Genomic DNA, 26,507 nt, shown 5'->3' on the forward strand with positions numbered 1-26,507 from the left:
TTACCTCAGTGTTGAACTAATCTGTGAGACAAATCAGTCATTTTTTTCCTGCGCCGCATGGTGGGCAAGTGCACTATACGCCTTATCGCTTCGCACAGGTTGCGTGTATTTATCCTTCTCAGTCTAAACGAAACCACCACCTTTGTTAAAGGTAGTGGTTTCGTCACACTGGGGTGTTGAAATAGCGGTTATTGAGGGGAGACTTTTAGCAGCAATACGCCTTCTGACTCAAGTTCGAAATGGCTATTTATTGGATTGCTGGTCATCATGTTGGTGAGGATCGCAGGCTTTCCATTTGCCAGTGATAATTCAAGCTTGGCGACATTACGCCCAACATTCAGAATATTCACTAGGTAGCTACCGTCAGGCTGTTTGATTGTGCGCCATGTGGTCGTTTTGAACGGCTCGCCGTTATCTTCTTTTAGCAAAATATCAGGCATGCTGTCGGCAATTTCTGCTAGAGCCACTTGCTTGATTTTTGCAATATCAGCTTCTGCCTCAAGTGCGATTAGTTTCCCTTTACTTGCTTTCAGTGACTGTTTGCGGATTTGGCCGTATTCGTTAAATTGCAAGCTTTTAGTATCGAGAATGACGGTACCGCCTTGCTCTAAATAAGACTGTAATGCAGCAAATTCAGCGTCACTCACATTTGGGTTGTTGTAAACAATGACCGTATCCCAAGCGCTATTGTCTTGTTTTTCAATAATATTTTTGGTGACAAAGCCCAACGGTAAGCCTTCAAAAAACAGCTCTTCATAGAGCTTGTACCCTTTGGTCATGTAGTCATCAGTGTTGATGGCTGTAGTTTCAGAGTAAAACAAACGTAGCGGACGAGGTTGTTCCCGCAGTTCGATGATCTCTTCTGAAAAACTATTCAAGTCAAACATCACCTGAGTCACTTCATTGGTGACTTGAGGTTGCATGTTGTTAGACCCAGCATAGGCACCAGCCAAACCTGGATCGAAAAAGTCTAACTCGCCTTCTAATCTGTCCTCAGGGGAGCCGTCGGGATCCCGCGCCCAAAACCAACCGGTGTTGGCATCCATTCCTAGTAATGTGGCCAACCAATAGACACTGCGAACATAGCTTGGGCGAGTGTCTAAATCGCGCCATTGGCCTGACGATAAGAAATGTGATTCTGAGTTAACATTAATTTTATTTGGTGCCACTGACTCCATAAAGTCGTGGAACATGGCAACGTATCCCCAGTAATAAGCGTACTTTTCCATCCATTTTGAGGATTTACCTGGCCTAATATTCTTGCTGCCAAATGATTTAGCATCATGGCCTACCATGGTGGTTAATTCCGCTAATGCTTCGGTATCTATGCCACCTGAGCGAACATTATCCATAAACATACGCGGCATTATTTTAATATGCGTGTCGGCATCTGGATTAACTGAATGTAACTGATTTTGCATAAATGCAAACCAGTTAGTACTTCTATCCATGTTGTAACGTGACCAGTCAAACCAAATTGGCTGGCCTTGCAAAGCAGGATCTATCGGTATGTCGATAGTCACATCATCGAAACTCGCAAAGTCGGCTCGCCAATTGGCATTAAGCTGAGCTAAGTCGCCTTCGTACTTATCGTTTAGCCAAGTGCGGAAATTGTTGAGTGTGTAGGAGGAAATTGAAGTCATCTCGTCGAAGCGAGCGGTCCAAAAGTCTTTTTCTGCAAACCAATGAGGTTCATTAGCCAGCACAAAGCCCAGCTCTGTTACTTTTTTGCCTTTTGTTAGCTCACCTGTTCTACGGATGATTTTACCCCACAAATCACGTGCTAAAGGGTTGTCTATGTCGAATCCGGTAAAGAGTGAACGACCCTTACGTACTTCAGGTTCTTGCTTTTCAACCCACTCTGGGATCCCCATGATCCAGTAATATAGGAAGCCAATATTCGTATCAGGAATATCGGTGAGTTCCTTCATCAGTTCTTCGTCAAAGGTCCCGTCTTCCTTCAATAAAAAGGAGTTAATGGCGCGGTCATGATCTACTGGATAGAGGTTTTCACCACCGTGGTATAGTGCACCTAAATGGTCGTTATACACGTCGGTATTGGTCAGTGGTTGGCCAACCGATTTAGAAAAGTAATCGTAAGGGAAGATAGGTTTCCCATTACTCACAAACATATTGTCGCCAGCTTTGGTACCCTGCCAATCAACCTTGTTTACTGGTCGGCGTTTTATGTCACCGCGTAGTACTTGTGCGAGCACCGTTATGCCTTTATCTAAAATTTCGTTTACTTTTTGGCGTTCGAAGTCAGGTAAAGAAGCTGCTAATTCAACTTTATCGGCAGCGTAATAACGTTCGTACCCAAAAGCGGCTTCAATTGCTTTAGGGTTCGCTTCATCCCAATTCGCGAATTTGATAAACTGCTCAGAAAACCACACTAGCGTTTCTTCTCGGGTAACGTCTATTTTCTTGCTTCGTGCTTCGTCCATCATACCTTTGAGCTTGTCCAATTTTGCTTTAGCTTGTTGCTCAAGTGGGCTGACAGATTCAACTTTTTCGGTCGCTATTTCCAATACCTGTTTAGGTTCGGTTGATTGGCTGCAACCTAAACTAAGTATGAGTGCTGAAGCAATACTTGCCCCTAAAAGATGATGTTTCATTTGTTCTCCTACTGTGCGGCCAGATGTATCAGCCGCACATGTTAATTTGTGTTTATTTTTTGCGATGCAGTTTGCTAAATCGAAGGCTTAGGTTGCTTTTTATTGCACTGGCATGACTGCGTATTCGTCAAGTAGGATTTTCTCGCCTTCTGGTAGGCCATACACTTCCCAAAATTGGAATACATCGGTGGAGACATTCCACTGGGGTGGCACGGACCATTCTCTATCGCCAGTTGCTTCATTGATAAACTCGACCAATTGCCATTCGGTGGTTTTCTGCAGTGTCGCGGACAAAATACCGGCTGTAGGTCTTCTAAAATCAAAGCCCGGGCCACTTGGGCCGCCGTCATATGTCCACGCTAACAGGACATGTTTAAGGGTGATGTCTTGTGTTGGTAGCTCCGGTAGTTTTACCCAGACTGAATATTTGTAGGTCTGGCCGATAGAGCTTCCGCCTAAGCCATAGGTTGCACTGTGCCAATTCCGTTGTTTGTTGAACACTTGCTGGAGGACTTTTGTTGCCTCATCGGCGCCAGCAGTAATTTCCAAGGCTTTGCCCGAAAGACTGACGTCAGAAGCAGCAACAGTGCCGCCTTTCCAAGGAGCGCCTGCACCGTCGAGATTAAAGTCAGTGTTGAATCCAGCAGGGTGAGCTGATACGCCGGTTTCGCACATCAGGTTTCTGACCACAGTCGCGGTAATATCTTGACTCATCACATCGGCAAAAGCGGTTGCTCCGGTATCGCCAGACGCTAAAGAAACGGATGCATCAAACGTAAAGCCAACGGTTGAGGCGTCACCCACTGAGTACATGCCAACACCACTTTCGCCATAGTTAACAGATGTAGCAGGGAAGTCTACGTCGTTGCTTGAGGTCCACGCGTAGGCATAATCACCGCTTAAGGTGTCTCCAAACGCTGGGGTAGGGGTAACGTTAAATCCTGCGGTTACGCAGGCGGGTACCTCTTTCGTTTCACTTGGCAGCCCATTGCTGTCCATGTCTCTGTTGGAAATTGCTAAGGTGAATTCAGAAAAGACTTCTAGGTCTACTGTAATTGACTTATCAGGCGCACTGACGCTGGTCACTGTTACCGTGGTTTGCCCAGCCTCAATGGTAGTGATATTGCCGTTGTCATCTATGCTCGCGATGGACGGGTCGGCTATCGAATAAGTTAGGCCCTGATCGCATGCTTTTTCAGGAAGCACAGTGGCAAAAAGAGTGGCTTCTTGGCCCATCAATACGCGAATTGGCTCAGCCGTCACACTTTCAACAGCGTCGAACACTGCATTCATGGTCAATATTAAAGTGCGTCTGGGCAATACTTCCCCGGGGGCTAAATCAAAGCCGTTATCCACTGCAAAATCGATTGTATAAGTCACTTGGGGCGGGGTATCTAAGAAGCCGTCAGGTGTTGGATTGTCATCCTCATCCCGCGGGCCTCCAATGATATCAGTGGTGTCACAGGTGCTGAGACGGTCAGCAAATTTGTCAGTATCAATGATGAGCTTGCCGTCTTGTTCAGAAAAAGGTGACACGGTCTGATTGGCTAAACCATTACCTCTTATTTGTGGCGTGACAAAGTTTTGATCAACGGTGAAGTTAAAGTCTGAAACATTGATATTGCCGGCCAGTGGTTTGCCATCAGCCATGGCCCCAGCCAGTAAATCAACTTCTTGGGTACCGGTTTCTTCTTCAAAAGACGCGTTAAGCGTCGCCGTATCAAAGGTCACAATCTCAGACGCTGAAAAATCAGGGTCGTACCCTTCGTCAGTACCGCCGCCACAGCCGGCTAAAAGCGTGGCAAGCACGGCTGCTGTTACTTTGTTTACTAGTAAGTGTTTTTTCATCTTACTTCTCCAAAATCCTGTTATGTAGGTCGAGCACGTGATGTGAGCGAAGTATGCAAGCACAACGGGCTCAACCTGTTCTTAAAGTGTTATTGAATAAGGCGTATCAGAAAGTGCCGCGTAAACCGATACGGAATTGACGCCCAGTTTTGAATAGAGCAACGGTTCTGTTTGTCGTTATGCCGCTGTCATCAAAAACATTGCCTTCGTCCAACACCACTTCTTGAGAATTCAAATTGGTCGCATCAACCGTACCTGAGGAGGTGTAAAAATTACGCATGGTTTCGTCGGTCAAGTTCAACGCATTGAAGGTCACAGTAAAATTTTTGTTGATGGCGTAGCTGCCGCTGAAATCAAGACGAGAGCTCGCTTCTTGCCATATTGCCCCGCCATTGTTCCTTGAAACCGCTTGCACATCGGTATAGCGATTGGCCAAGCGCAGTTGGATGCCGTCCTTTTCCCAGTAAATGGTCATGTTGGCAGAATGTTTCGGCGTAAACGGCTGTGGTAGTGGGCGCAAGAAACGACCTGTTGAGCCAATTTCTTGTGCTTCTGATTCTGAGTCTTGGTAGGTGTAATTAACGCTTATCCCGAGAGCAGATAATACCCCTGGTAACATGGTGTAGTTTTGAGTGTAACCTAACTCAATGCCTTTAATCGTGGCGCCGTCACCATTAGTTACAGTGGCAACATTGACCACATCGCACTCAATCGTCCACTTATCGAAAAAGCCAGCGGCGTAGCGCAATGGATGACAATTATCTTCGTCACCAGGGGTGCGATTGGGATCAAAATCGAGTAGTAGGTCAGCACTTTCTAAATCTATCTGATCGCGTACATCTTTATAATGGAACGGCGTGATAATGGTTTCTTCAAAATCTTGCATATCTTTGTAAAACAGTGCCGCGGATAACAAGCCTGATTCATTGAAATACCACTCGTAAGAGAAGTCGAGGTTAGTCGAGGTTAGGTTTTTCAACTGGGTATTGCCTGCGCGTCCGTTACCGGTTCCGAATTGTTGCTCGCGAATACTGTTACCCGGATTTAACGAATCGAAGCTCGGGCGAGTCATGGTTTTTGTTGCTGCAAAACGTAATATTGTCTCTTCGTTCAACGCATAGTTAAGGGACAAGCTAGGCAGCCAAGCCTCGTTAGTACCTGAGTCCGACACCGGTGCTTCCCGTTGTTGCACTTCTTGCCCAGTGCCATTAGGCCCAGTAAAGGCGGTGCTTCTGTCTAGGAATGGCCAAATCAAACCGTTTGAATTAAATCTTGCCCATTCAGATGCGCTAGTGGGAACAAGGTTGCCGTTTTGGTCGTAAATTTGTGCTGGCAGTTCATTACTGGTAACGATATTTCCTGAACCATCTACGAATAGTATACGGTTAACATCCGGGCCAACTTGGCCATCTGCGCCAGGGATAAGGAACTGCCCTGTGGCTGTATCGTAAGGAATGGTGGCTTGGTTATTAAAGTTGTAGCCATGTGTCACTGCAAACGCCCAACAGTTTCTCAACTGGTCGTCATTCTCTGGTGTAAAACGTGTATCGTTGTTGCTGATGACGGCTTCAGGACAAGCGGGATTACTCATATTAGCCAGCCCGCGCGTAACGATTAGATCGTATGGGTCCAGCATTTGCGGGGCGCGAATATAATTGATACTACCAAGACCTGACGCGTCCGATTCGTCACGAACGTAGCGCACGCCAATATTACCTGTAAGCTTACCATCGAAAAACTCGAAGTTAGTTTTAACGTAGGCTGCCATCGTTTCGGTTGCAATTTCTCGGCTACCGGCACGTGAACGGTTAACCCCAAGTTCACCAGCATTTTTACCGCCGACAAGTTCTAAGGCTTTTTCTGCATCCAACAATGGCCATCCACCAAATAACGCGTTGCTGCGATTCGCCTGCAAGTCTTCGCCAAAGTTATCATAAGGGAATGCTTCGCCACTGATGATGTCGGCAACACGAATGGTCGCCAGGCCTCTGACTTCAAATGGTGCGGATGGGTCATCAACATCGATGAGATCTTCGCCATTGGTGATACGGGTGTTCTCAATATTCACATCCCGTGAGCGGTCAGCCCATTTGGCACCAAATTCAACGGATCTCACATGTTCGTAATCCAGCACCCAATCAAAGTTTAAGAATACGGACTTGTTGGTGTCAGTCAGCTTGTTTTTACGAAATAACAACTGACCTAAATGATTGTGTTCTAAATCGAAAGGGTTAAAGCGACTAGTTACCGACGTCACAGAGCCGTCGAAGGCATCAAATTGCGCCAGTGTTGATCCACTAAAATAATCACAGTCTGCTGTCGAGCCCGTTGAGCAGTCGTAACCTACAAGCTCAAGTATGTCGTCCGGCTGGGCTTCTACGGCATTTCTTCCGGCGGTTCCCCATTGAGCTGTTCCGATTGAAAGGAATCTATTTTCTTCATCATCATCAGGCGTTTCATCAACGGTCTGAGAATATCCGGCCACTATGTTCATAGTGAGGTTATCCGTAAGATGACGAGTGAAATCCAATGTGCTGACCTTTGTTTCGATTTCACGCAGACCTGTTGTGCGGTTTGTGGTACCGCCAATCGAGCGACTCGTTGAACGTTCTAGGGTATTGGTGCGAAGATCAACCACATTGAGTGCGGTATTATCATCATCTGGGTGGATCAACACTAACGGAGAAATATTCATATTTACGCTATGGTTATCTTGCAGAATATCTTGTTTGGTGTATGTCACATCCCATTGAATATCTGTTTTTTCGTCAGGGCGGTACTGCACCCCCGTTGACAGTGAAAAACGTTCTCGCTTATCCGTATTAAGACCAAAATTGACTGAGTCTCTTGCCAATACGAAAAGGTCGCCTTCAACCAGCTGTTGCGTTGTTGGGTCATAATCAACCAAGCTCTCAATAGGGTTGACTAACGCTTGTCCGCTATCATCTCGTAATACGTTTCCTTGATCGTCGCGTTGATAACCCAATACGCGAATAGGCTGACCTGTAGCTAAATCGGTTGCGGTACGCCCACCGTCATTTAAGTCATTTATTGGAATTGCACCAGTTTCAAAGTCCGTTGAAATTCTGTCCTGCCGCGTGTTTTGAACGTCTCTGGAGGCAGTAATGATAAATCCCAATTTTTCATCGAAGTACTTGTCAGCGAAGCTACCGTTAATTCTGAAATCGTTGTCGTCAGCGAACTCGTTATAACGCCCTTCAATGGTGAATGAACGTCTGGGCTTTTTCAGGTTTAATGGTCTGACGGTTCGAAGTACGATGTTTGCACCAAGGGAGCCCTCATCTTGATCGGCGGCCGCAGTTTTTACCACGTCAATTGAGGACAAAATATCTGATGAGAAAGAACTTAAATCAACACTGTTGTTATTGGTTGCATTGTTGTTGGAACCGTCATTGCTAATGCCGCCAGTTAACGCCACACCGTTGATAGAAATCTGGTTTAGTGATGGGCCAGCACCGCGTACTGAAATACGTGTTCCTTCGCCAGCCTCTTCTTGTACTGTGACACCAGTCACGCGGGATAACGCGTCCGCAATGTTTTGGTCGGTAGATTTACCCACATCTTCTGCGTGAATTGAGTCACTGACAGTGTCAGAGAATCGCTTAGCATTCATTGATTTCATCAAACTGCTACGAAAACCCGTCACATCAATGACTTCTATATCTTCTTCTGAAGCGAGTTTTGACTGGACAGGCTCTGCTGGTGGTTGCTCGGACTCTTGAGCGACAGTATGTGTGCTCAGAAAAGTTGTCATAACCGCCAGTGATAAAGCGTTTAATCTAAAATGTGTTCTCATGATATTTCCCGCGTTCTTTTTAAATATTTACATGCGTGTTTAAAAGGAAAGTGTGTGCGTTGCCTTCTAAATTGAACATTTCATCTGCGCAATCATGTGTCGTGTACTTGCGTCATTAGGTGCAGTGTTCATTCGTTAACGCATGCTACTTTCAGCGCGTTTTGTAACTCAAACATATGGAGTGATGTTTCAATGACTGAGCCTCTGCCATCCACGCCAACTTCAAACTATTTGATACAAGCAGTTACAAATCTCATACAAATATAAACATATGATGTTTGCATCCGCAATATGTTTTTTAACTTTTACGTAACATTAGTTCAAACGTTCGGGGTTTATCAATCCCTAAGTTCTCTATGGTGAGCACTAAAATAAGAACTTATATCAATGGGATAAGGAATGAATAGGTCGAAGTTATTCGTTTTTAGCGAAGGGATGAATCATCTAGTTAGCTAGCAACATTCCATGCTAAAAATTTCTTTGTACTAGCATTAGGAGCTTAAAAAGTGGGAACAATCACGACATAACACGTCCTTGTTGAATAGGATTGTCCTGCAACTGTAATGCTTGAATCACTGCTCAGGGAAATAAAACCTAGCAGCAAGCGCCAGCATAAGACGTTTAAGCATTCTGCTACAACTTGATTAGAAAATGCTGTGGGGAATTTGGCGAAGCGTTTGGGTGAAAATGTAAATAAGAAGTAGCTTGAGTTGAGTCAATTCATTTGCTCTACCACTGTTTCAACAATTTACAAATGCGCAACAAAAGATATTGCAAGTGCAAACATCATATGTTTAGATTACTGGGAAGACATAGACGACGGTAGATGTTCTTCGGCTAGGTTAATGAGATGAGTCGCAGTCATTAAACGCTATCTTCGGAGATTTTGCGCGACATTAGATGCATATAAGGCATTTAGATGATCTGCTAGGACGGCATATTAAGGCGAAAGATAATGAACCCGGATTCTTACACTAGGTTACCGATTATCACTCGAGTGCAGCATCACCGCTTGCCAGGCTCAGTGACAAATGACAGAGCCGATTTTTCAGCGACAGCAACACGCTTCTTCCCAGAGTAACGACAGAACACTGACCTTGTTCATCCATTACTTAGCAATTAAGCGCATTAGGTAGAAGGTTAGTTATTAGCAATTCCAGAGTAAGGAAAACATAATGAAGTTAACGTTTTTTATCGCGGGCATGGCAACTGCCTTGCTTTGTCACAGTAGCTTAGCTGCCAATGAACCAGAGCAAGAAACTGTGCAAACCAAACAACCAAACGTATTGGTTCTTATGTTTGACGACATGCGTTTTGATACATTCTCGTATCGTGGCGGTCCAGTTCCTACCCCTAACATTGATGCCCTAGCCAACGACGGCACCCGCTTTGATAATGCCATGACAACCACTGGCTTGTGTTCACCTTCACGTGCTGCGTTGTTTACAGGGCGTTGGGGACATAAAACCGGCCTAGATGATAACGTAGGTTTGTACCATTCTCATGTGGATGAACTAAGTGAAGAAGAAGGAGGCGTGATACGCCGTGCTGCAGACACCGGATACCACGTAGGATATGTGGGCAAGTGGCACCTTGGCCCCCAAGGCCCAGCGCTACGAGGTGCTGATTTTATGTGGGGCAAAGAACATTCTCAGGCCCGTCATTCTCGCCCCTACGTGCCTTATGAAAAACAAGCCAAAATGGCGCAATACAATCGCGGCGAGCGGGACGAAAATGGCGAGAAGCACGAATATTACCAAACCTTGCCTGGTACATACGAAACAAGCCATACCGCTGAAAACGTGGATATGGGGCAAAAAATGCTACGTGAAGCGGCCAAAATGGATGAACCATTCTTTGGCGTCATCAGCTTCGAACAGCCGCATCCTCCTTATCGAGTACCAGAGCCATACGCCAGTATGTTCGATCCGAAAACAGTTAAATTACCCGCTAATCACGCTGTGAAACGTCAGTTTAAGCCGATGGCTCAAGATGAAGATTGGTGGCCTTGGCATGATGTGGGCCATATGACGGATATGGATTGGCGCAAGTCACGCACCTTTTATTACGGTGCCATTGCCATGATCGACCATGCGGTTGGGGATATCATCAAAACGGCCAAAGACGTGGGCATGTACGATGACTTAACGATTATCGTGCTAGGCGATCAGGGAAGCATGTTGGGAGAGCATAATCTGTACGATAAAGGCCCTTATGCTTACGACGAATTGATGCGCATGCCTTTAATCATTCGCGCGCCAAATGTAGAGCCTAGAATTGTTAACAAGCAAGTTTCAATGCTCGACATTGCGCCGACAATTAGCGAAATGATGTCACTGGAGCCTGACGGAGACGTGGACGGCAGAAGTTTAGTGAATTTGATGGAGCAAGGCGACATTGCTGATAAAGGCAGAGTCGATCAAGCGTTATATGCTTATGAATGGTACAACGGCGGCTGGTTCGGCATTCGCGCTTTGCGTACCCCAGAGATGAAATTCGTTTGGAACCCAGGTGATAACCGTGACGAATTGTACGATCTGAAAAATGATCCCATCGAAGTCAACAACCTCATCAAAGACAAAAAATACACTAAGCAGCTACGCCATATGGTGCAACTGATGGAAGACGAGCTCGTGCGTATCAAAGACCCATCAATAGAAAAGTTCCGCTATCAAGTCGCGGGCTATCGAAGCAAAGAGGGCACTAGCCAAGCCTATAACGTTGACTAATTTTGATTGAATGAGCCCAGCCCATTTCAAGAGCAGGCTGGGCCGTATAGATAAGTTTTGTGTAAGGACAACAGAATGACCTTTAATAAAAAAGTGAGCACACTGCTTTGGGGTACTCTCATTGCTATATCAGTTGGCAATGCAAGCGCCGCTGATGCTGGGCAAAGTAAAGCAGATGAATCAAACGAAAAACCCAATATTCTTTTCGTGTTAGCAGATGATTTAGGCTACAACGATGTGGGGTTTAACGGCTCTACCGATATCAAAACCCCGAATTTGGACGGACTGGCCAAAAACGGTATGACCTTTGATGCCGCATATGTTGCTCATCCTTTTTGTGGACCAAGCCGCGCCGCTATTATGACCGGACGTTACCCGCATAAAATAGGTGCCCAATTTAATTTGCCCGAAGACAATTCCAATGTTGGGGTGTCAGCTGATGAACTTTTCATTGCACAAACTATGAAAAGTGCCGGCTATTTCACTGGCGCCATGGGGAAATGGCATTTAGGTGAAGCCTCTGAATATCACCCTAACAAACACGGGTTTGATGAATTTTATGGCTTTTTAGGCGGCGGGCATAACTACTTTCCTGAGCAATTTGAAGCGGCTTACAATAAACGTGTTGCCCAAGGCATGACCAATATAAACATGTACCTCACGCCCCTTGAGCACAACGGCAAAGAAGTGAGAGAAACCGAGTACATTACTGACGGTTTAAGCCGCGAAGCAGTCAACTTCGTGGATAAAGCAGCAGCTAAGAAAAAGCCGTTCTTTTTGTACCTTGCCTATAACGCCCCTCATGTGCCACTGCAAGCCAAAGAAGAAGACATGGCTATGTTCAGCCAAATCAAAGACAAAAAGCGCCGCACCTATGCAGGTATGGTGTATGCGGTAGACAGAGGCGTGGGCCGAATTGTCGAGCAGCTTAAAAAGAACGGGCAATTCGACAATACGGTTATCGTTTTTACGAGTGATAACGGGGGCAAGTTAGGTCAAGGCGCTAACAATTACCCGCTCAAAGAAGGTAAGGGCAGTGTACAAGAAGGTGGCTTTAGAACACCTATGTTGGTGCACTGGCCAAAACATATGAAAGCGGGCAGCCGTTTTTCTCACCCTGTTCTGGCGTTAGACTTATACCCAACCTTTGCAGGGCTAGGCGGTGCAGTATTACCAGAGGATAAAAAGCTCGATGGCAAAGACATCTGGGCTGATATTCAAGCGAATACCGCGCCTCACAAAGATGAGTTTATTTACGTCCTTCGTCATCGCAATGGATACAGCGACGCCGCAGCCAGACGCAACCAATTCAAAGCGGTCAAAAATCATAACGATGATTGGAAGTTGTACAACATTGCCCAAGACATCTCAGAAGATAATGACATTAGCGCCCAGCACCCTGACATCTTGCGTGACATGGTGTCGTCCATGGAATCTTGGTCATGGAACAACCAACAACCTAAGTGGTTTCATCAGTCCGCTGAAGGTGCCCAGTGGCGTTTAAAAGCCATGCCACGTTTCGACCAAACGTTTCAGGTTGGAGACAACACACGCAGCAATAGCAAAAAAGGGCATTAATCCTTAATCAATTAGGCAGTGCTTGAATGCAGCTCAAGCACCGCCTAAATCTCCCTTTACCCTTTTGGTCATACTGCGGCGATCCTCCGCAGCGCGGCATTCTCAAAGACAAGCTTCTTGCAGGATAAATACGAGGTCTAACATCAAATGAAAACTAATTTTTCAGGCTACGCTATTGCCACTTTAAGCGTTTTGGTTAGCGCAATAGTAGGTTGTCAAACTGCCACACAGACACCTTCAGAATTAACGCCGAACAAATCAAATTCAAACATTGCCGTAACAAGCGCAAAGCACGCCGGTCAACAGTCGCACTTTGTGAGCGCTGATAATGCTATTTCCCTTGAGGATATGAATAGGCGCAAATGGGATAACCCGGTTATCGCTGATTTAGACCAAGATGGCTATGACGATTTACTGCTGACCGACCATGGTTACAGCATCAAGTTGTATTGGAACAATAAAGGCGTTTTCGGCAAAGGATATGATCTTATCGTGGGCGATATGCATGGAATTGGCGTAGGGGACTTCGATAAAGATGGTGTCATGGATGTGCTTATTTCCCGAGGTGGCGGCTCAGGGGCTAATGCTCGAAACGCTAAGTTATTTCATATAAGCCGAGATCGTACCATCACAGAAGGTGAGCAGTTTTCACCACCATTACGCAACATGCGTGGCCGCACCAGCAAGTTTTTTGATGCAGACAATGATGGCGATCTTGATTTGGCGCTACTAGGGTTTCCCTCTATGTATGCTGGCCCAAAAGGTGAAAACTACCTATATCGCAATGATGGCGACGGTAAAATGATTCAAGTGGGAAATTTACCTCGCACCCACCGGGACGGGCAAAAAATGCTGATCACCGACTTTAATCAAGATCAGCTTAATGACATTTTGCTATACGGCAATGGTGCGATTAAGGCACTGCAAGGAAACGGCAAATTTGGTTTTAAAGATGTGACGCAGAGTGTTCTTGGCAGAGACATTACTGATGTAACCGGCATAGCGCAGATTGATTTTGACAATGACGGAGACTTTGACTTGTACCTCACCCGAGGTAGAGGCCTGAACTCAGGGGATACCTTTTACGACCCACAAACATCGACACTGGCGTTTTATACTAAACGGGGGAAATTTCAATTAGATGATTTACTTATTGGCGAAGTACTTGAAATAGAAAATCTGCAAACATCTTATCCAGATCAAGACGTTTTTATCGGTGAAAGTGGTTACCCTTATCAATTCCCCGGGGAATTTCATGGGGGGCAGAACATTCGTCTTGTGAGCAGCTTGGCGCTGGGCTGGCCAGACAAACCGACCAAGAAAGGCATTTATATTGGGTACATAGGCAATGATACATGGCGCATTGCTGGCACAACCAACCCGCCAACTACCGGCGTTATCAAAAACGTTAAACATTACACATCTAAGGAACTTGCTAATGGTCCTAACGATATACTCCTTGAAAACCAAAGCGGCCATTTTGTTGATATAACCGATAAAGCAAATCTGCTAGATAACGTCAACAATACCGGGGTGGCCGTTGGTGATTTCGACAACAACGGTTTTGCGGATTTATTCGTGGTAACACGAGGCAATATGGCAACGGCTAATCAACAAAAAGTGCTTCTGAATCAAGGTGACGGTACGTTCAAAGCGGACTCCAATCATGGTGTTACTTCACCAGAACTAGGTGCAACAGGCTCTGGCGCCGATGTAATTGATTTTGATTTGGACGGCAAACTTGACTTGGTCTATGCCAACGAGCGCGGGAAATGGCATATGTTCAAAGACAAGGGCGCTAGCAATGACAGAGCTACACATTATCTAAAAATAAGCCTAGGTGATTCACCGCAAGGCGGTGCTTCGTCACGTGATGCTTTAGTGACTATGAATGCTTGCGGCATTACTCAAACCCAACGTTTTGCCGACAGCGCAGCGCCATACACCCAGTCACTGCCTTCTACATTGCACTTTGGTCTAGGCCAATGCACCAGCGTTGATAAGGTGACTGTGCGTTGGAGTAATGGCGAAGTATTCACTCAGCAGCATGTAACAAGTGACACAGTTCACACCATTGGTAAGCGCTAAACGCTAGAGCCGTGCGTTTATCGCCAGTATTACTAGCGATTGTGGCCTTATAGGTTAAGTGGTTTACCACTGACGAGCATGTGTTTTGGTCAATGTTAATTCCAGCTTGAAACTCAAAATGCTGCAGGCACAGAACCATGCTTGTAACGTAAAAAGGTACCTGATATGCGTAAATATTTAATAATGTTACTGATCTTGGCTGGTTGTTCACCTGTGCTTGCTGATGTACCAAAGAACACTGCCGTAGCTGCTAGCAAAGCTGCACCAACTAAAAAGCCAAATGTATTATTTATCTCGATTGATGACTTGCGCCCTGAGCTGGGCAGTTACGGTTCTGATATTGCCATAACACCCAATTTAGATGCTTTGGCGAAGCGCGGCGTACAGTTTAATCAAGCTCATGCACAGCAAGCGATATGTGGGCCATCTCGCGCCAGCATATTAACAGGCATTCGACCTGATTCACTTGATGTACATCATAATTATCAATTGTTCAGACATAAACTTGAGGACGTGGTTACCCTGCCTCAGCATTTTGCTAACAATGGTTATGAAGCATTTTACGTGGGTAAAATCTTCCATCACACCGACAAAGACGAAGCACTGTCTTGGAATGTTGAGCCCGCTTATCACAAGCTACCTCCTGGGTTAGCAAAACCCAAACGTTATGCATTAAAAGCCAACCAAAAAATTCAGCAAGATAACCGTAAGGCTATGTTCGCCAAGTACGGTGAACAAGCTAAATTTGGCTTAGGTAGTGGGCCAGCATATGAATCTGCAGACGTGCCAGATACGGCCTACCACGACGGTTATAACACCGAGCTTGCCATTGCTACGATGAAAGAGCAGTTGAATAATCGTGATAAGCCTTTGTTTATCGGATTTGGGATGATGAAGCCGCACTTGCCATGGATCGCGCCGCAAAAATATTGGGACCTTTATAACCCAGATGACATTACTCTAGCTGAGAACGACACAGCGCCTATTGATGGCGCAGCAATGGGTTTACACGCATCTTTTGAACTTCGCACTTTTTCCAATATTCCCAAAAAAGGGCCTATAGCACCGACTCTAGCGCGCACACTCAAGCATGCTTATTTAGCCAACATCAGTTATGTGGACGCGCAGATTGGGAAAATGCTTGCAGCCCTTGAAGAGCAAGGGATCTTAGATAATACCATCGTGATCGTGTGGAGTGACCATGGCTGGCACTTAGGCGAAATGGGTATCTGGGGCAAAGCCACGAACTACGATATAGCCACCCGAGTTCCGCTTATTATTGCCACGCCAGATATGAAAAAAGACATTCAAGGGCAAAAAACAGATGCTCTGGTCGAACTGGTCGATATTTATCCGACGTTGTCAGCACTTGCAGGCTTGAATAACTTACCCCAATGGGAAGGGCAAAGCATGGTGCCGCTTTTGACCAATCCTGCTCACTCTTGGAAACCGGCTGTGTTTAGTCAATTTCCTACGCCAGCATTGAGAGAATGGGGGGCTTATCCGCTGCGTTCTGGTATGCGGGAAACTTACTTCGGGCCGCTTATTAAACGAGTTGAACAGCGCATCAAAGACCAACAAAAAGACAAATGGGATCGAGAACTATTTGAACAACACTTGATGGGCAATGCTATACGTACCGAGCGATATCGGCTGGTGGCTTGGCAAGATACCCGTTTAGCTAAGAATAGCCGTCCTTTGTACTTAGAGTTGTATGATCATCAACATGATCCTAACGAAAGCATCAATGTTGCCAAACAACACCCAAAACAAGTGGCCAAACTACTCAAACAACTCTATGCGGGTTGGCAAATCAGTAAAGCGTCATTAAGAGAACCCTCAATCGCAGGACAAACACGATGAAAAGACGAGCATTTTTTAAAATGGGCTCGGCCAGCTTAGTGGCCGCTGGATTAGCACCTTTGAGCAGTCAGGCAAAGCCCTTGCCTTTTGGAATAAGCGACCGCCACGCAGACGATTGGTATCAGTTAGGAACCGGTAAGAAGCATCAGCAGCCGCAGCGCCGATCGGAGCTGAACGTCGACGTTGCGGTTATTGGTGGTGGGGCGGCAGGTATTTGCGCCGCAGTTGCCGCAGCTCGAAAGGGAGCAAAAACGGTTTTAGTCCAAGACCGCCCCGTCTTAGGAGGCAATGCATCCAGTGAAATGCGTGTGCACCTTAACGGCGTCAATCGCCTTAAAACTGGATTGGCCGAGCGAGAAACGGGGATTATCGAAGAAATGTTACTGCACAACCGTTTTGAAAATGCACAGGAATCGTTTCCCGTTTGGGACCACGTGCTCTACGACTTTGTCGTACGAGAGCCGAATATCGAGTTGATGCTAAATACGCAGGCCATCGAAGCAATAATGGATGGTGACAAAGTCGCTGCGGCACGCTGCTGGCAGTTAACCACAGAAAAAGAAATTATCATTCAGGCGCCGCTTTTTATCGATTGCTCGGGGGATGGGCTACTCGCAGCAAGCGCGGGTGCTGAATATCGCACCGGTAGAGAAGGGAAGGCCGAATTTAATGAAACCTTTGCACCTGATGAGCCTGACGGTTGGCAAATGGGCGCGACCTTATTGATGTCAGCCAAAGATATGGGCCGACCTATGCCTTACAAACCCCCGTCTTACGCACTGAAATACGATGCGGAAAATGCCCATGAAAGACGCAAGTTTAATGCCTATCACGAAGGTATATGGTGGGTAGAAGTCGGAAGTGACGAGGATATTATTGGCGATCAGGAAATCAACCGCCACAAACTCATGGGGTATTTGCATGGTGTCTGGGATTACATAAAAAATTCAGGAAAGTTTCCAGAATCTGAGAACCTCGCCTTAGACTGGGTAGGCTCCTTACCATCAAGACGCGAGTCACGACGTTTTATCGGCGATTACATTCATTCTGAGCGAGACTTAACGGGCTATAAACACTTTGCTGACGCCGTGGCATTTGGGGGCTGGGGGATCGATGAGCACAACCCTGGAGGAATTGAAAACACAGCATTAGCACCGACTACCTTTCATGCCCACTTTGATGAGGTGTATCAAATACCGTTTCGCAGTTTGTATTCAAAGAATATCCCTAACCTGCTATTTGCAGGTCGAAATGTCAGTCAAACTCACATTGCGTTGGCATCATCACGCATCATGGCTACCTGCGCGCTAATGGGCCAAGCCGTGGGGACCGCTGCTTACCTGTGTCTACAAAAGGGAATAACGCCGAGACAGCTAGCTCAACAGCATATCAACACATTGCAAGAAGCCTTATTGCGCGATGATATGTTCATTCCTAAACGTCCAGCGAGCGATCCGCTGGATTTAGCCAGAAGAGCTAACGCTATATTTGCCTCGTCAACACGCACCGGTGACGCAAAACTACTGGTCGACGGGATGTCTCGAGATATAGATAGCACAGTACATCATTGGCAATCAGAGTCGCTGCCTGCCTTTGTGCAGTTTGAGTGGGAAGAGCCGGTGAGTATTTCCTCAGTAGAAATTAAATGCGATACCAATGTGAAGCGCAATATCATGATGCGCAAAGATTCAAAGAACGACGAACTGTTCTTCAATGGTGTGCCACCAGAAATGATGAAATCACTTGCAATTGAAGCGCGTATTAAAGGCCAATGGCAAACATTGTCTAGTGTAAATGATAATCGCAGCCGATTGATCCGCAGTCAATTTTCACAGCGTGATGTAACTGCTTTGCGTATCAGTTTGAGTGAAACTTACGGTAAATCGACCGCTAAGTTATTTGAGGTGAGAGCGTACTCCTAATGCTAGGGACGCTAGGTACATCACGATTAGGTTTTTCTGGGTCGTGTTGCAGGCTTTTGTTGCTTGCGCCGAGTGTTTTGCTTTGGGCGTGCTCTGGGCCAGACAAGGCAGATACCATCTCACATCACATCACGTTTTCGCACAAGGCCAGCAAATCGCCTCTACCTGAAACGGGGGTGTTATATCAACAAGTGGTTGAATCAAAAGGTGATGAATCAGTGCACTGGCAATTCTACCTGGATGTGCGTTCGGTCTTTTGTGGTGATGATGTATGCCGAGTGGATCCTGTGCGTCTCTTTTGGAATGAACAGGGCTTTTTTAGTCACTTCACGCTCAAAGAAGGCGTGACATTAGAAAAAGGCGATGGCCTGGATTTCGCACCACAAGACTACCCTAAATTACAACAGATTTTAGCCAATAGGCACTCTGGACTCAGTGAGTTACACAAGGACGAATTGGTACGCAAGCAATCAGGGGGCAATGGGGCGGATGCAATGACAGGTGCTACTGTGATTATCCGCAAGTCTGATTATATTGAAGGGGCGATATGGACATGCTACACCTTGTGGCACTATGCCAATGGGCCTATTGGTAAACTGATACGGGACATTGTTGGCGATGCAATGGGCACCTCGAAACTAAAAGCGCTATTGCGCAGTAACAATGCTGTAGCTGAGCAGCAAGAGCGCAGGATGAGGCGAAGCGAGGCTATCCGCTCTCGCGAGTTTGCGCTAGAGCAGTTAACGCGATTATCGGTAGCCGATGCTGATACCCGGCACTTAGTGGTTACACTGTTAAAGCGACAGACCCCAGCTTTGATTGGACCAGCCCTTAAATACTTAGAAACCCTCCCCTACAAGGATTATTACAATGCGATGGCTGAGCTTCTAGGCTTAGACAACATTAAGCAATTACAAGCCAAGGATAGATTTGCGCCCAACGACAAGCTCGGGCGAGCAGTACTGGCATCAGTGACCGAATTCTCGGTCAAGCACGAAGGCACGCTCGAACAAAAATGGGCTGACCGTTTAGTGGAAAGTGCATCACAGTGGCGAGTTTACGAGAATGTGAACATGGTATTTGAACTGGTAAAGCGGCAAGGCTTACTCAGTGAAAATGTGAAGCAACATTACAGCGATATGCTAAAACACCCAGACTTTTTAATCGCTAGGGGCGCTTTTTGGCAGCTTTCAAGGCTATCGCTTAGTGACGCACTCAAGCAAAAAGTAGAGTCATTTTATGTTTTGAATGCACCTAAGTTGTGAAGGGCTTATTTCGTCTTGTAACAGCTTGTCGATTAAGGCCTGTGGCGAAGGGCTCGTGTAAATGTACCTGCCAATATAAACAAAATGTGCAATAGAAATACCACGCTCGGTGTAAATGGGGTGTATTAATTGAATAAAACGAGCAATTCCGATACTGCGGGCTATCAGTTCAAGTGTGACAGATAAGTCTCGCCGCTATTGATGCTTCGACAGCATCAAACAAGTGCAAGGTAGCTTGCAGGCTTCGTGCGAGACGTGATTAGGCGAGAAGGGTTACTGCAATCTAGCTTCCAATATTTCACTGGTTTTGTTCAACCGTGATGAACGTCAGCACCTTACTAAACGCTAAATATTATAAATACAGAATTCACTTGAAATATAAACATCATATGTTTATATTTAATCTATGAATGAAATGACTTTTTATGATTTAAAGCAAGCCGGAACGATATCTCACAGCATGTCTGTGCAGGTTGCTCGTGAGCTTGGTAGACGTATTGTTGCTGGGAAATTTGAACCAGGCACTTTGATTGACGATGAAAACGCATTATCAGAGCGCTATCAGGTCAGTCGAGTCGTAATACGAGATGCGGTGAAAATATTGGTTAGTAAGGGCTTACTTGAAGTAAGGCGAGGCATAGGTACCAAGGTTAATTCTCGAAACCGCTGGTTAATGCTAGATGATGATGTTTTAGCATGGCACCTATCAGCGCCGCCAGCACCAGGCTTTTTAAAACAACTGATGGAAATTCGATTAGCATTTGAGCCCAAGGCTGCACGATGGGCGGCAGAGCGCGCGACGGATACCGACATAGCCAATATCGAAGCGGCATATCAAGACATGGTTAAATACGAGTATCAACAAGCTGATGAGCTGTCAGTCACTAAGTTCATCAAAGCCGATGCAATGTTTCACCGCGCCATATTGCTCGCGGCGCACAATGAATTTTTGCAAGACATTGAAGGTGTCATTTATTCGGCTTTATTGGTCAGTATTCGCGTCACCAATAAAGATCCCATCGAGAACGGCACATCGCTGCCTTTTCACTTTGAAGTTTTCCAAGCCATTGCTAACCGAGATGGCACTAAGGCTGAACAATTAACCGACCGATTACTGCGTGATGCCAGCGAGCGGTTGCAACACACGGTTGACGAAAGCGTCGACTAAACACTAGCGCGAATGGCGCTTTTAAGATGACTTACCTTATTGGGGTTTACATTATGAAATCAGTTTTTCATCGCGTTGTAGCAGCGCTTTCTATCAGTGTGGCGTGCACTTCGTTAAGTTACGCCAAGCAACCGAATATCGTTTTTCTGTTTTCCGATGATGCAGGGTATGCTGACTTTGGTTTTCAAGGCAGCGAAACAATGAAAACACCCAATTTGGATCAGCTTGCTAGCGAAGGTGTTAGATTTACCCAAGGTTATGTGTCGGACTCTACTTGCGGCCCATCTCGGGCGGGCATCATGACAGGGCGCTACCAGCAAAAATTCGGTTACGAAGAAATAAACGTGCCGGGTTATATGAGTGAGCACTCTGCTATAAAAGGGGCAGAAATGGGGATCCCGTTAGATGAAGTCACTATGGGTGACTACATGAAATCTCTTGGGTATCGCACGGCGTTCTACGGTAAATGGCACTTAGGTGGTACGGATGAATTGCACCCTATGCACCGTGGCTTCGACGAATTTTATGGCTTTCGCGGCGGCGATCGCAGCTACTGGGCCTATGAAGTCAATGCCCCTGAGCGCAAATCTGCCGTATTTACTGACAAAAAACTTGAACACGGTATTGATCAATTTCAAGAGCACGAAGGGTATTTGACCGATGTGTTAGCCGAGAAAGCCAATCAATTTATTGAAAAAGCGCCTGATAAACCGTTCTTTATTTTCTTATCATTTAACGCAGTGCATACACCAATGGAAGCCACGCCAGAAGATTTAGCGAAGTTTCCTCAGTTAAAAGGCAAGCGCAAGGAAGTTGCAGCCATGACCCTCGCACTTGATAGAGCCAGCGGAGCAGTGCTAAACAAACTCAAGGAGCTGGGTTTGGAAGATGACACTCTTGTGGTGTTCAGCAACGACAATGGCGGCCCTACGGATAAAAACGCCTCATCTAACTACCCATTAGCAGGGACTAAATCAAACTTTTTGGAAGGGGGAATACGCGTGCCTTTTCTGGTTAAATGGCCTGCTAAGCTAGCTGCTGGAAAGGTATACGATAAACCCGTCAGTACGCTCGACTTATTACCCACATTCTTTAAAGCGGGTGGCGGTGAAGAGGTGATGTCTGAATTGGATGGCGTGGATTTGATGCCTTATATAACAGGCCAAAATAACAAGGCACCTCACGAGAGCATGTACTGGAAAAAAGAAACTCGCGCAGCTATTCGCCAAGGAGATTGGAAGTTATTGCGCTTCCCAGACCGTCCTGCAGAATTGTATAACCTTGCTAATGACATTGGTGAACAACATAACTTAGCCGCCCAAGAGCCTGAGCGTGTTAAGCAAATGTACAAAGATTTCTTCAGTTGGGAAATGACACTAGAGCGCCCATTATGGTTGCTTAAGCGCCAGTTTGAGGAATACGATTTAAATCGCATGGACAAGTACCGCGTACCAAAACGCTTAGAATAAAAACACAATAATGGCCAGAGCAATGCTGACTTTACAACAGTCAGCATTTTTCTTGTTAGGGGGTTAGGCACCACACTAATACAATGAAAAGATACCCAGCGTGTTACTTTTTACTCTGGTTATTCTTGTTAAGCCCTTAGCCCTAGCCCTTATCTCTTAGTCCTTAAAGCCTGGACCCATTAGCCCACCCGTTTCCGCTGTTTTTCTTTCTTTGCCCCACCCGAGTGCACGCCATCATTTATGTGCATGTTGCCTCTTTATATTTATTATTCGCCAGATACCCACAATTCCTCCATTACACTGCAAATTTAGTTAACAATTTCGTCACCAATACATATTGTTAATTTAAACATCATATGTTTAAATGTGTTCATACGCTTTAATCCATTTCGTTATTCGCATTAAGGGACGGACATGACTCTTACTAAACAAATGTACATCAATGGCACCTTGCACAGCGGTCATGCATCGGTCTCTATTATTAACCCCGCTAACGATAAAGTCGTCGCCGAGGTTAGCGTTGCTGATGGGGCTCTTGCGCTAAAGGCACTAGAAGCAGCTGATGCTGCCTACGACAGTTGGTCAAGTACATCTATTAGCGAGCGCGTTGAATGGATGATGAAGTTAAAGACCGCGCTTAAAGAAAACGAAACTCACCTACGGGAGTGTATTCACCTTGAAATGGGTAAGAGCTGGGCGAGTACCCAAGGCGATTTTGAAATGCTGTTAGACAGCCTGGACTTTTTCGCTAGCGACATTCAAAAGCAAGCGGCTGAAACTTTAGAAGACAAAGAAGGCACTCATTCCCATGTGCTCGTGCGAGAGTCGGTTGGTGTGGTCGCGGCCTTTTTAGCGTGGAATTTCCCCCTGTTGAATTTAGCCTATAAGTTAGGCCCAGCGCTCGCTTCTGGTTGCCCCATCGTGGTTAAACCGTCTCTAAAAACACCCCTTTCCGCCCTCGCGGTTGGGGAAATTTGCCAACAAATAGGCTTGCCTGCAGGTGTGGTGAACATCGTTTGTGGGCCTGATCAAGAAATTGGTGATGCGATTTCATCTTCACCCATTCCGGCCTTACTTACCCTTATTGGCTCTACTGAAACCGGTAAGCATGTGATGCAGCAAGGGGCAACATCAATCAAGCGTTATTCCATGGAACTAGGGGGCAATGCACCCGTTCTTATTTTTGACGATGCAGATGTAGATTTAGCCGCTGATATTGTCTGTGGATTGAAGTTTGAGAACGCAGGTCAAATTTGTGTCGCGCCGAATCGGGTTTTTGTGCACCGTGATGTGGCTGAAATATTCTATCAAAAAGTATTGGCTCGCACCCAAGCGGTAAAGGTTGGCTTCGACCGTAATGACGCTATCGATATGGGCCCGGTAATTGATCAGCAAGCATGGCAACGCATTGACGCTTTAGTCAACGATGCGGTGGCAAAAGGTGCTGAAGTGCTTATCGGCTCAGGCCGCCCGGCGCATTTACCTAAGGGCGCGTTTTATGCCCCTACCGTGCTTAAAGGTGTGACACGAGATGCCAACATCTATCGCGAAGAAGTCTTCGGACCTGTGATCAGCATACTGACCTTTGATGAAGAGGCGCAAGTGGTCAAAGATGCCAATGACACAGACGCAGGTTTATCGTCCTTCATTTTTACTGCAAACGAAGAGCGCGCGCAGCGTATTGCCAAGCGTTTACGCTTTGGTGAGGTGCATGTTAATGGCGTTAAATATGCTATTCACTTGCCCCATTGCGGTGTAAAGCAATCCGGCGTGGGCGTTGACTGCTCACATCTTTCACTAGAAGAATATTTCACCGTTAAGCGCATCTCTACTGCGTTAGGCAAAGGACAAGCATAATGAAAATTACTCAAGTTATTAGCCACGTTTTACAGTACGACTTAGACGAAGAATTAGGGTATTCCCAGCAATATTATTTTAAGCGCACGACGCACCTAGTCGAGATCCGCACGGATATTGGCGTGACAGGTTGGGGGGAGTGTTTTGGCGGCGGCAATATTGCGCTAGCCAATAAAACCATTGTTGAGAAAGTGATTCAGCCGATGATATTGGGCATGAATCCACTAGATCGCGAAGTGATCTGGCACAAAGCTTATAACTTGATGCGTGACCACGGCCAAAAAGGCATGCCTATTCAATCTTTGTCAGGCATTGATATCGCGTTGTGGGACATCGCAGGTAAAATTCATAATGTTCCTGTTTATCAATTGCTTGGTGGTGCCTTTAGAGAGAAAATTGGTGTTTACGGTTATGGCATGATGTTACAGCGCGTACCGGATTTAGAGCACAGATTTGAGCTTGAAAGCGCCGCTATTTTAGACAAAGGTTTCAAAGCCATGAAAATGAAGATTGGCCTTGGGGTGGAAAAAGACGTGCGCTTAGTAGAAGCCGTGCGTAAATCCATTGGGCCAGATGTGCCATTAATGGTCGATGCCAATCATGCTTACACAACACGTGAAGCAATACCTTTAGGGCGCGAATTAGAGCGTCTAGGCGTCGCTTGGTTTGAAGAGCCTGTTGCACCAGAAGATTTACAAGGCTACCGCGATCTATGCGAGGCCCTTGATGTAAACATTGCCGGTGGTGAAGGGGAGTTCACTGTGTGGGGATTCCGAGATTTAATTAAAAATCGCTGCGTAGACATACTCCAACCAGAAGTGTGTGGCCTAGGCGGGATTACCCATTACCAAAAGGTACTGGCGATGGCTCAAGCTCATTTTGTGCCTGTTGTGAACCATGTTTGGGGGTCAGCTGTTGCGGTTGCCACTAATATGCATCTGTTGGCAGCATTGCCGGACTTCCCTGGAGCGGCCCACCCAGTCCAACCTATGCTCGAATATGACACGACCCCTAATCGCTTCCGTGAGGAGTTATTGGTCGACTCATTAGAGATAAACGAACAAGTGAAACGCAATGATGGTTTTGTTGCATTGCCTAAAGGCCCGGGTCTTGGGATTGAGCCAAACCTCGACTTCATTAAAAAATACTCAGTAGGGTATTAACCCCAATGATTGACTTTAATCGAGCAGTCTTGATTTGCGTTGATTGGGGCAGCTCTAACTTACGCGCTTATCTTATTGATGGCATGGGTGAGGTATTAGCACGCCTGCAAAGCGATAAAGGAGTGTTGAATTTTAGCGCGGGGCAATATGGCCCTGAGTTGAGCGGGTTATTACAGCCGTGGCTGAGAGAGAAAGCAGTACCCGTTATGTTGGCGGGCATGGTAGGCAGCGCCCAAGGTTGGCAGGATGCAGGTTATGTTGCTTGCCCAGCCACACTGGCTGACTTAGCCAAAAATTTATGCTCGGTAGCAAATTCAGTAGCCCATGATAGACAGCGACAACCCTATATTGTGCCTGGCGTAAAAGGACTGTCCAATTTCGGCCAAGTCGACGTGATGCGCGGGGAAGAGGTGCAAATTTTTGGGGCGCTATGCGCAACTTATCCAAATGCCGTCCAAGCAACCCCACTTGTGTGTTTGCCGGGCACTCATTCTAAATGGGCGCAGGTTACGATGGCACCTATCGAGGCTAGCGGCCTTAGCAGTAATAGCATTGCGCTCTCTCACATTACCCAGTTCAGTACTTATATGACAGGGGAATTGTTTGCGCTACTCAACACCCATAGTATTTTAGGCAAAATGTGTCAGCACGTTGCTAATCCTGAAAATACCAATAGCGGCGAGATGTTTGATGGTGAAGCCTTTGATGAAGGGGTAAAAACCGCCCGCGCACCAGGTTCGTTACTACACAAATTATTCAGCGCGCGCAGCAAAGTACTGAATAACGATTTGCTCGCCTCGGGTGTGCACAGTTATTTGTCAGGAATGCTGATTGGCACCGAAGTGTTTGACATGCTCAGTGTGTATCAACCCAATGATATCAATACTGCCGAAAATACTAATTCAGGGGGGCCTCATACTCAGATTATCCTTGTGGGAGCGCCCGCACTGAGCAAACTTTATAAGCGAGTAATTGCCAGCACATCCCTCAATGTACGCTGCGTTGATGCTGAAACTGCATCTTGCTTGGGCATGCTCAATATTGCCAAAGTCGCCGGTAAATTGTAGGCGGCGTCACTGCCGGGCACAAACTTATACACCCGACGGGCTAACAAAAATTTCAAAG

At 46.2% G+C, this 26,507-nt stretch carries 15 protein-coding genes; 12 read left to right on the plus strand and 3 right to left on the minus strand.

The features are described 5' to 3' along the window. Positions 1-188 precede the first annotated feature (188 nt). The 3 genes from PATL_RS04515 to PATL_RS04525 all read right to left on the minus strand — a co-directional run bounded on the left by PATL_RS04515 (position 189) and on the right by PATL_RS04525 (position 8,280). Positions 189-2,615 carry an alpha-amylase family protein gene (locus tag PATL_RS04515; protein WP_011573771.1) on the minus strand — a complete coding sequence of 809 codons (2,427 nt, stop codon included), beginning with the start codon at positions 2,613-2,615 and terminating at the stop codon, positions 189-191. A gap of 99 nt (positions 2,616-2,714) precedes the next feature. Beyond that, the gene (locus PATL_RS04520) at positions 2,715-4,463 is read right to left on the minus strand and encodes an Ig-like domain-containing protein (RefSeq protein WP_011573772.1); all 1,749 of its coding nucleotides are present in this window, start codon (positions 4,461-4,463) and stop codon (positions 2,715-2,717) included. Between the two features lie 106 nt (positions 4,464-4,569). Further along, entirely contained in the window at positions 4,570-8,280 is a 3,711-nt protein-coding gene (locus tag PATL_RS04525) for a TonB-dependent receptor (RefSeq protein ID WP_011573773.1), read from the minus strand. Positions 8,281-9,235: 955 nt separating this feature from the next. On the opposite strand from PATL_RS04525, the gene PATL_RS23030 reads away from it, so the two are divergent. The 12 genes from PATL_RS23030 to PATL_RS04580 all read left to right on the plus strand — a co-directional run bounded on the left by PATL_RS23030 (position 9,236) and on the right by PATL_RS04580 (position 26,449). Beyond that, entirely contained in the window at positions 9,236-9,361 is a 126-nt protein-coding gene (locus tag PATL_RS23030) for a hypothetical protein (protein ID WP_301547049.1), read from the plus strand. A 94-nt stretch (positions 9,362-9,455) separates the two neighbouring features. Next, positions 9,456-11,009, plus strand: a complete 1,554-nt coding sequence (locus tag PATL_RS04530; protein ID WP_011573774.1) for a sulfatase-like hydrolase/transferase — start codon at positions 9,456-9,458, stop codon at positions 11,007-11,009. A 75-nt stretch (positions 11,010-11,084) separates the two neighbouring features. Then, the gene (locus PATL_RS04535) at positions 11,085-12,587 is read left to right on the plus strand and encodes a sulfatase-like hydrolase/transferase (RefSeq protein WP_011573775.1); all 1,503 of its coding nucleotides are present in this window, start codon (positions 11,085-11,087) and stop codon (positions 12,585-12,587) included. Positions 12,588-12,734: 147 nt separating this feature from the next. Continuing rightward, positions 12,735-14,675 (plus strand): CRTAC1 family protein, encoded by a 1,941-nt coding sequence (locus PATL_RS04540; protein WP_011573776.1) that lies wholly within the window; start codon positions 12,735-12,737, stop codon positions 14,673-14,675. A gap of 165 nt (positions 14,676-14,840) precedes the next feature. Further along, positions 14,841-16,538, plus strand: coding sequence for a sulfatase (locus PATL_RS04545; protein ID WP_011573777.1), 1,698 nt, complete (start codon positions 14,841-14,843; stop codon positions 16,536-16,538). After that, a complete protein-coding gene (locus tag PATL_RS04550) occupies positions 16,535-18,460 on the plus strand; it encodes an FAD-dependent oxidoreductase (protein ID WP_011573778.1) in 1,926 nt (641 codons plus the stop codon). The genes PATL_RS04545 and PATL_RS04550 overlap by 4 nt, the downstream gene beginning before the upstream one ends. Next, entirely contained in the window at positions 18,460-19,725 is a 1,266-nt protein-coding gene (locus PATL_RS04555; protein WP_011573779.1) for a hypothetical protein, read from the plus strand. The genes PATL_RS04550 and PATL_RS04555 overlap by 1 nt, the downstream gene beginning before the upstream one ends. A 415-nt stretch (positions 19,726-20,140) precedes the next feature. Then, positions 20,141-20,893 (plus strand): FadR/GntR family transcriptional regulator, encoded by a 753-nt coding sequence (locus PATL_RS04560; RefSeq protein WP_367643636.1) that lies wholly within the window; start codon positions 20,141-20,143, stop codon positions 20,891-20,893. A gap of 53 nt (positions 20,894-20,946) precedes the next feature. Next, positions 20,947-22,362, plus strand: coding sequence for a sulfatase (locus PATL_RS04565; RefSeq protein ID WP_011573781.1), 1,416 nt, complete (start codon positions 20,947-20,949; stop codon positions 22,360-22,362). A 414-nt stretch (positions 22,363-22,776) separates the two neighbouring features. Further along, positions 22,777-24,219 (plus strand): NAD-dependent succinate-semialdehyde dehydrogenase, encoded by a 1,443-nt coding sequence (locus PATL_RS04570; RefSeq protein WP_011573782.1) that lies wholly within the window; start codon positions 22,777-22,779, stop codon positions 24,217-24,219. Beyond that, a complete protein-coding gene (locus tag PATL_RS04575) occupies positions 24,219-25,382 on the plus strand; it encodes a mandelate racemase/muconate lactonizing enzyme family protein (RefSeq protein WP_011573783.1) in 1,164 nt (387 codons plus the stop codon). The genes PATL_RS04570 and PATL_RS04575 overlap by 1 nt, the downstream gene beginning before the upstream one ends. Before the next feature lie 5 nt (positions 25,383-25,387). Continuing rightward, positions 25,388-26,449, plus strand: coding sequence for a 2-dehydro-3-deoxygalactonokinase (locus tag PATL_RS04580; RefSeq protein WP_011573784.1), 1,062 nt, complete (start codon positions 25,388-25,390; stop codon positions 26,447-26,449). The last annotated feature ends 58 nt before the right edge of the window (positions 26,450-26,507 follow it).

Origin of the sequence: Paraglaciecola sp. T6c, assembly GCF_000014225.1 — a bacterium.
Taxonomy (GTDB): Bacteria; Pseudomonadota; Gammaproteobacteria; order Enterobacterales; family Alteromonadaceae; genus Paraglaciecola; species Paraglaciecola atlantica_A.

What these genes read in the sequence shown, in the direction of transcription:
- PATL_RS04515 (WP_011573771.1), bottom strand. Translation starts at nt 2,615, where the DNA reads ATGAAACATCATCTTTTAGGGGCAAGTATTGCTTCAGCACTCATACTT.
- PATL_RS04530 (WP_011573774.1), top strand. Translation starts at nt 9,456, where the DNA reads ATGAAGTTAACGTTTTTTATCGCGGGCATGGCAACTGCCTTGCTTTGT.
- PATL_RS04580 (WP_011573784.1), top strand. Translation starts at nt 25,388, where the DNA reads ATGATTGACTTTAATCGAGCAGTCTTGATTTGCGTTGATTGGGGCAGC.
- PATL_RS04550 (WP_011573778.1), top strand. Translation starts at nt 16,535, where the DNA reads ATGAAAAGACGAGCATTTTTTAAAATGGGCTCGGCCAGCTTAGTGGCC.
- PATL_RS04535 (WP_011573775.1), top strand. Translation starts at nt 11,085, where the DNA reads ATGACCTTTAATAAAAAAGTGAGCACACTGCTTTGGGGTACTCTCATT.
- PATL_RS04565 (WP_011573781.1), top strand. Translation starts at nt 20,947, where the DNA reads ATGAAATCAGTTTTTCATCGCGTTGTAGCAGCGCTTTCTATCAGTGTG.
- PATL_RS04575 (WP_011573783.1), top strand. Translation starts at nt 24,219, where the DNA reads ATGAAAATTACTCAAGTTATTAGCCACGTTTTACAGTACGACTTAGAC.
- PATL_RS04520 (WP_011573772.1), bottom strand. Translation starts at nt 4,463, where the DNA reads ATGAAAAAACACTTACTAGTAAACAAAGTAACAGCAGCCGTGCTTGCC.
- PATL_RS04560 (WP_367643636.1), top strand. Translation starts at nt 20,141, where the DNA reads ATGACTTTTTATGATTTAAAGCAAGCCGGAACGATATCTCACAGCATG.
- PATL_RS23030 (WP_301547049.1), top strand. Translation starts at nt 9,236, where the DNA reads ATGAACCCGGATTCTTACACTAGGTTACCGATTATCACTCGAGTGCAG.
- PATL_RS04570 (WP_011573782.1), top strand. Translation starts at nt 22,777, where the DNA reads ATGACTCTTACTAAACAAATGTACATCAATGGCACCTTGCACAGCGGT.
- PATL_RS04545 (WP_011573777.1), top strand. Translation starts at nt 14,841, where the DNA reads ATGCGTAAATATTTAATAATGTTACTGATCTTGGCTGGTTGTTCACCT.
- PATL_RS04555 (WP_011573779.1), top strand. Translation starts at nt 18,460, where the DNA reads ATGCTAGGGACGCTAGGTACATCACGATTAGGTTTTTCTGGGTCGTGT.
- PATL_RS04525 (WP_011573773.1), bottom strand. Translation starts at nt 8,280, where the DNA reads ATGAGAACACATTTTAGATTAAACGCTTTATCACTGGCGGTTATGACA.
- PATL_RS04540 (WP_011573776.1), top strand. Translation starts at nt 12,735, where the DNA reads ATGAAAACTAATTTTTCAGGCTACGCTATTGCCACTTTAAGCGTTTTG.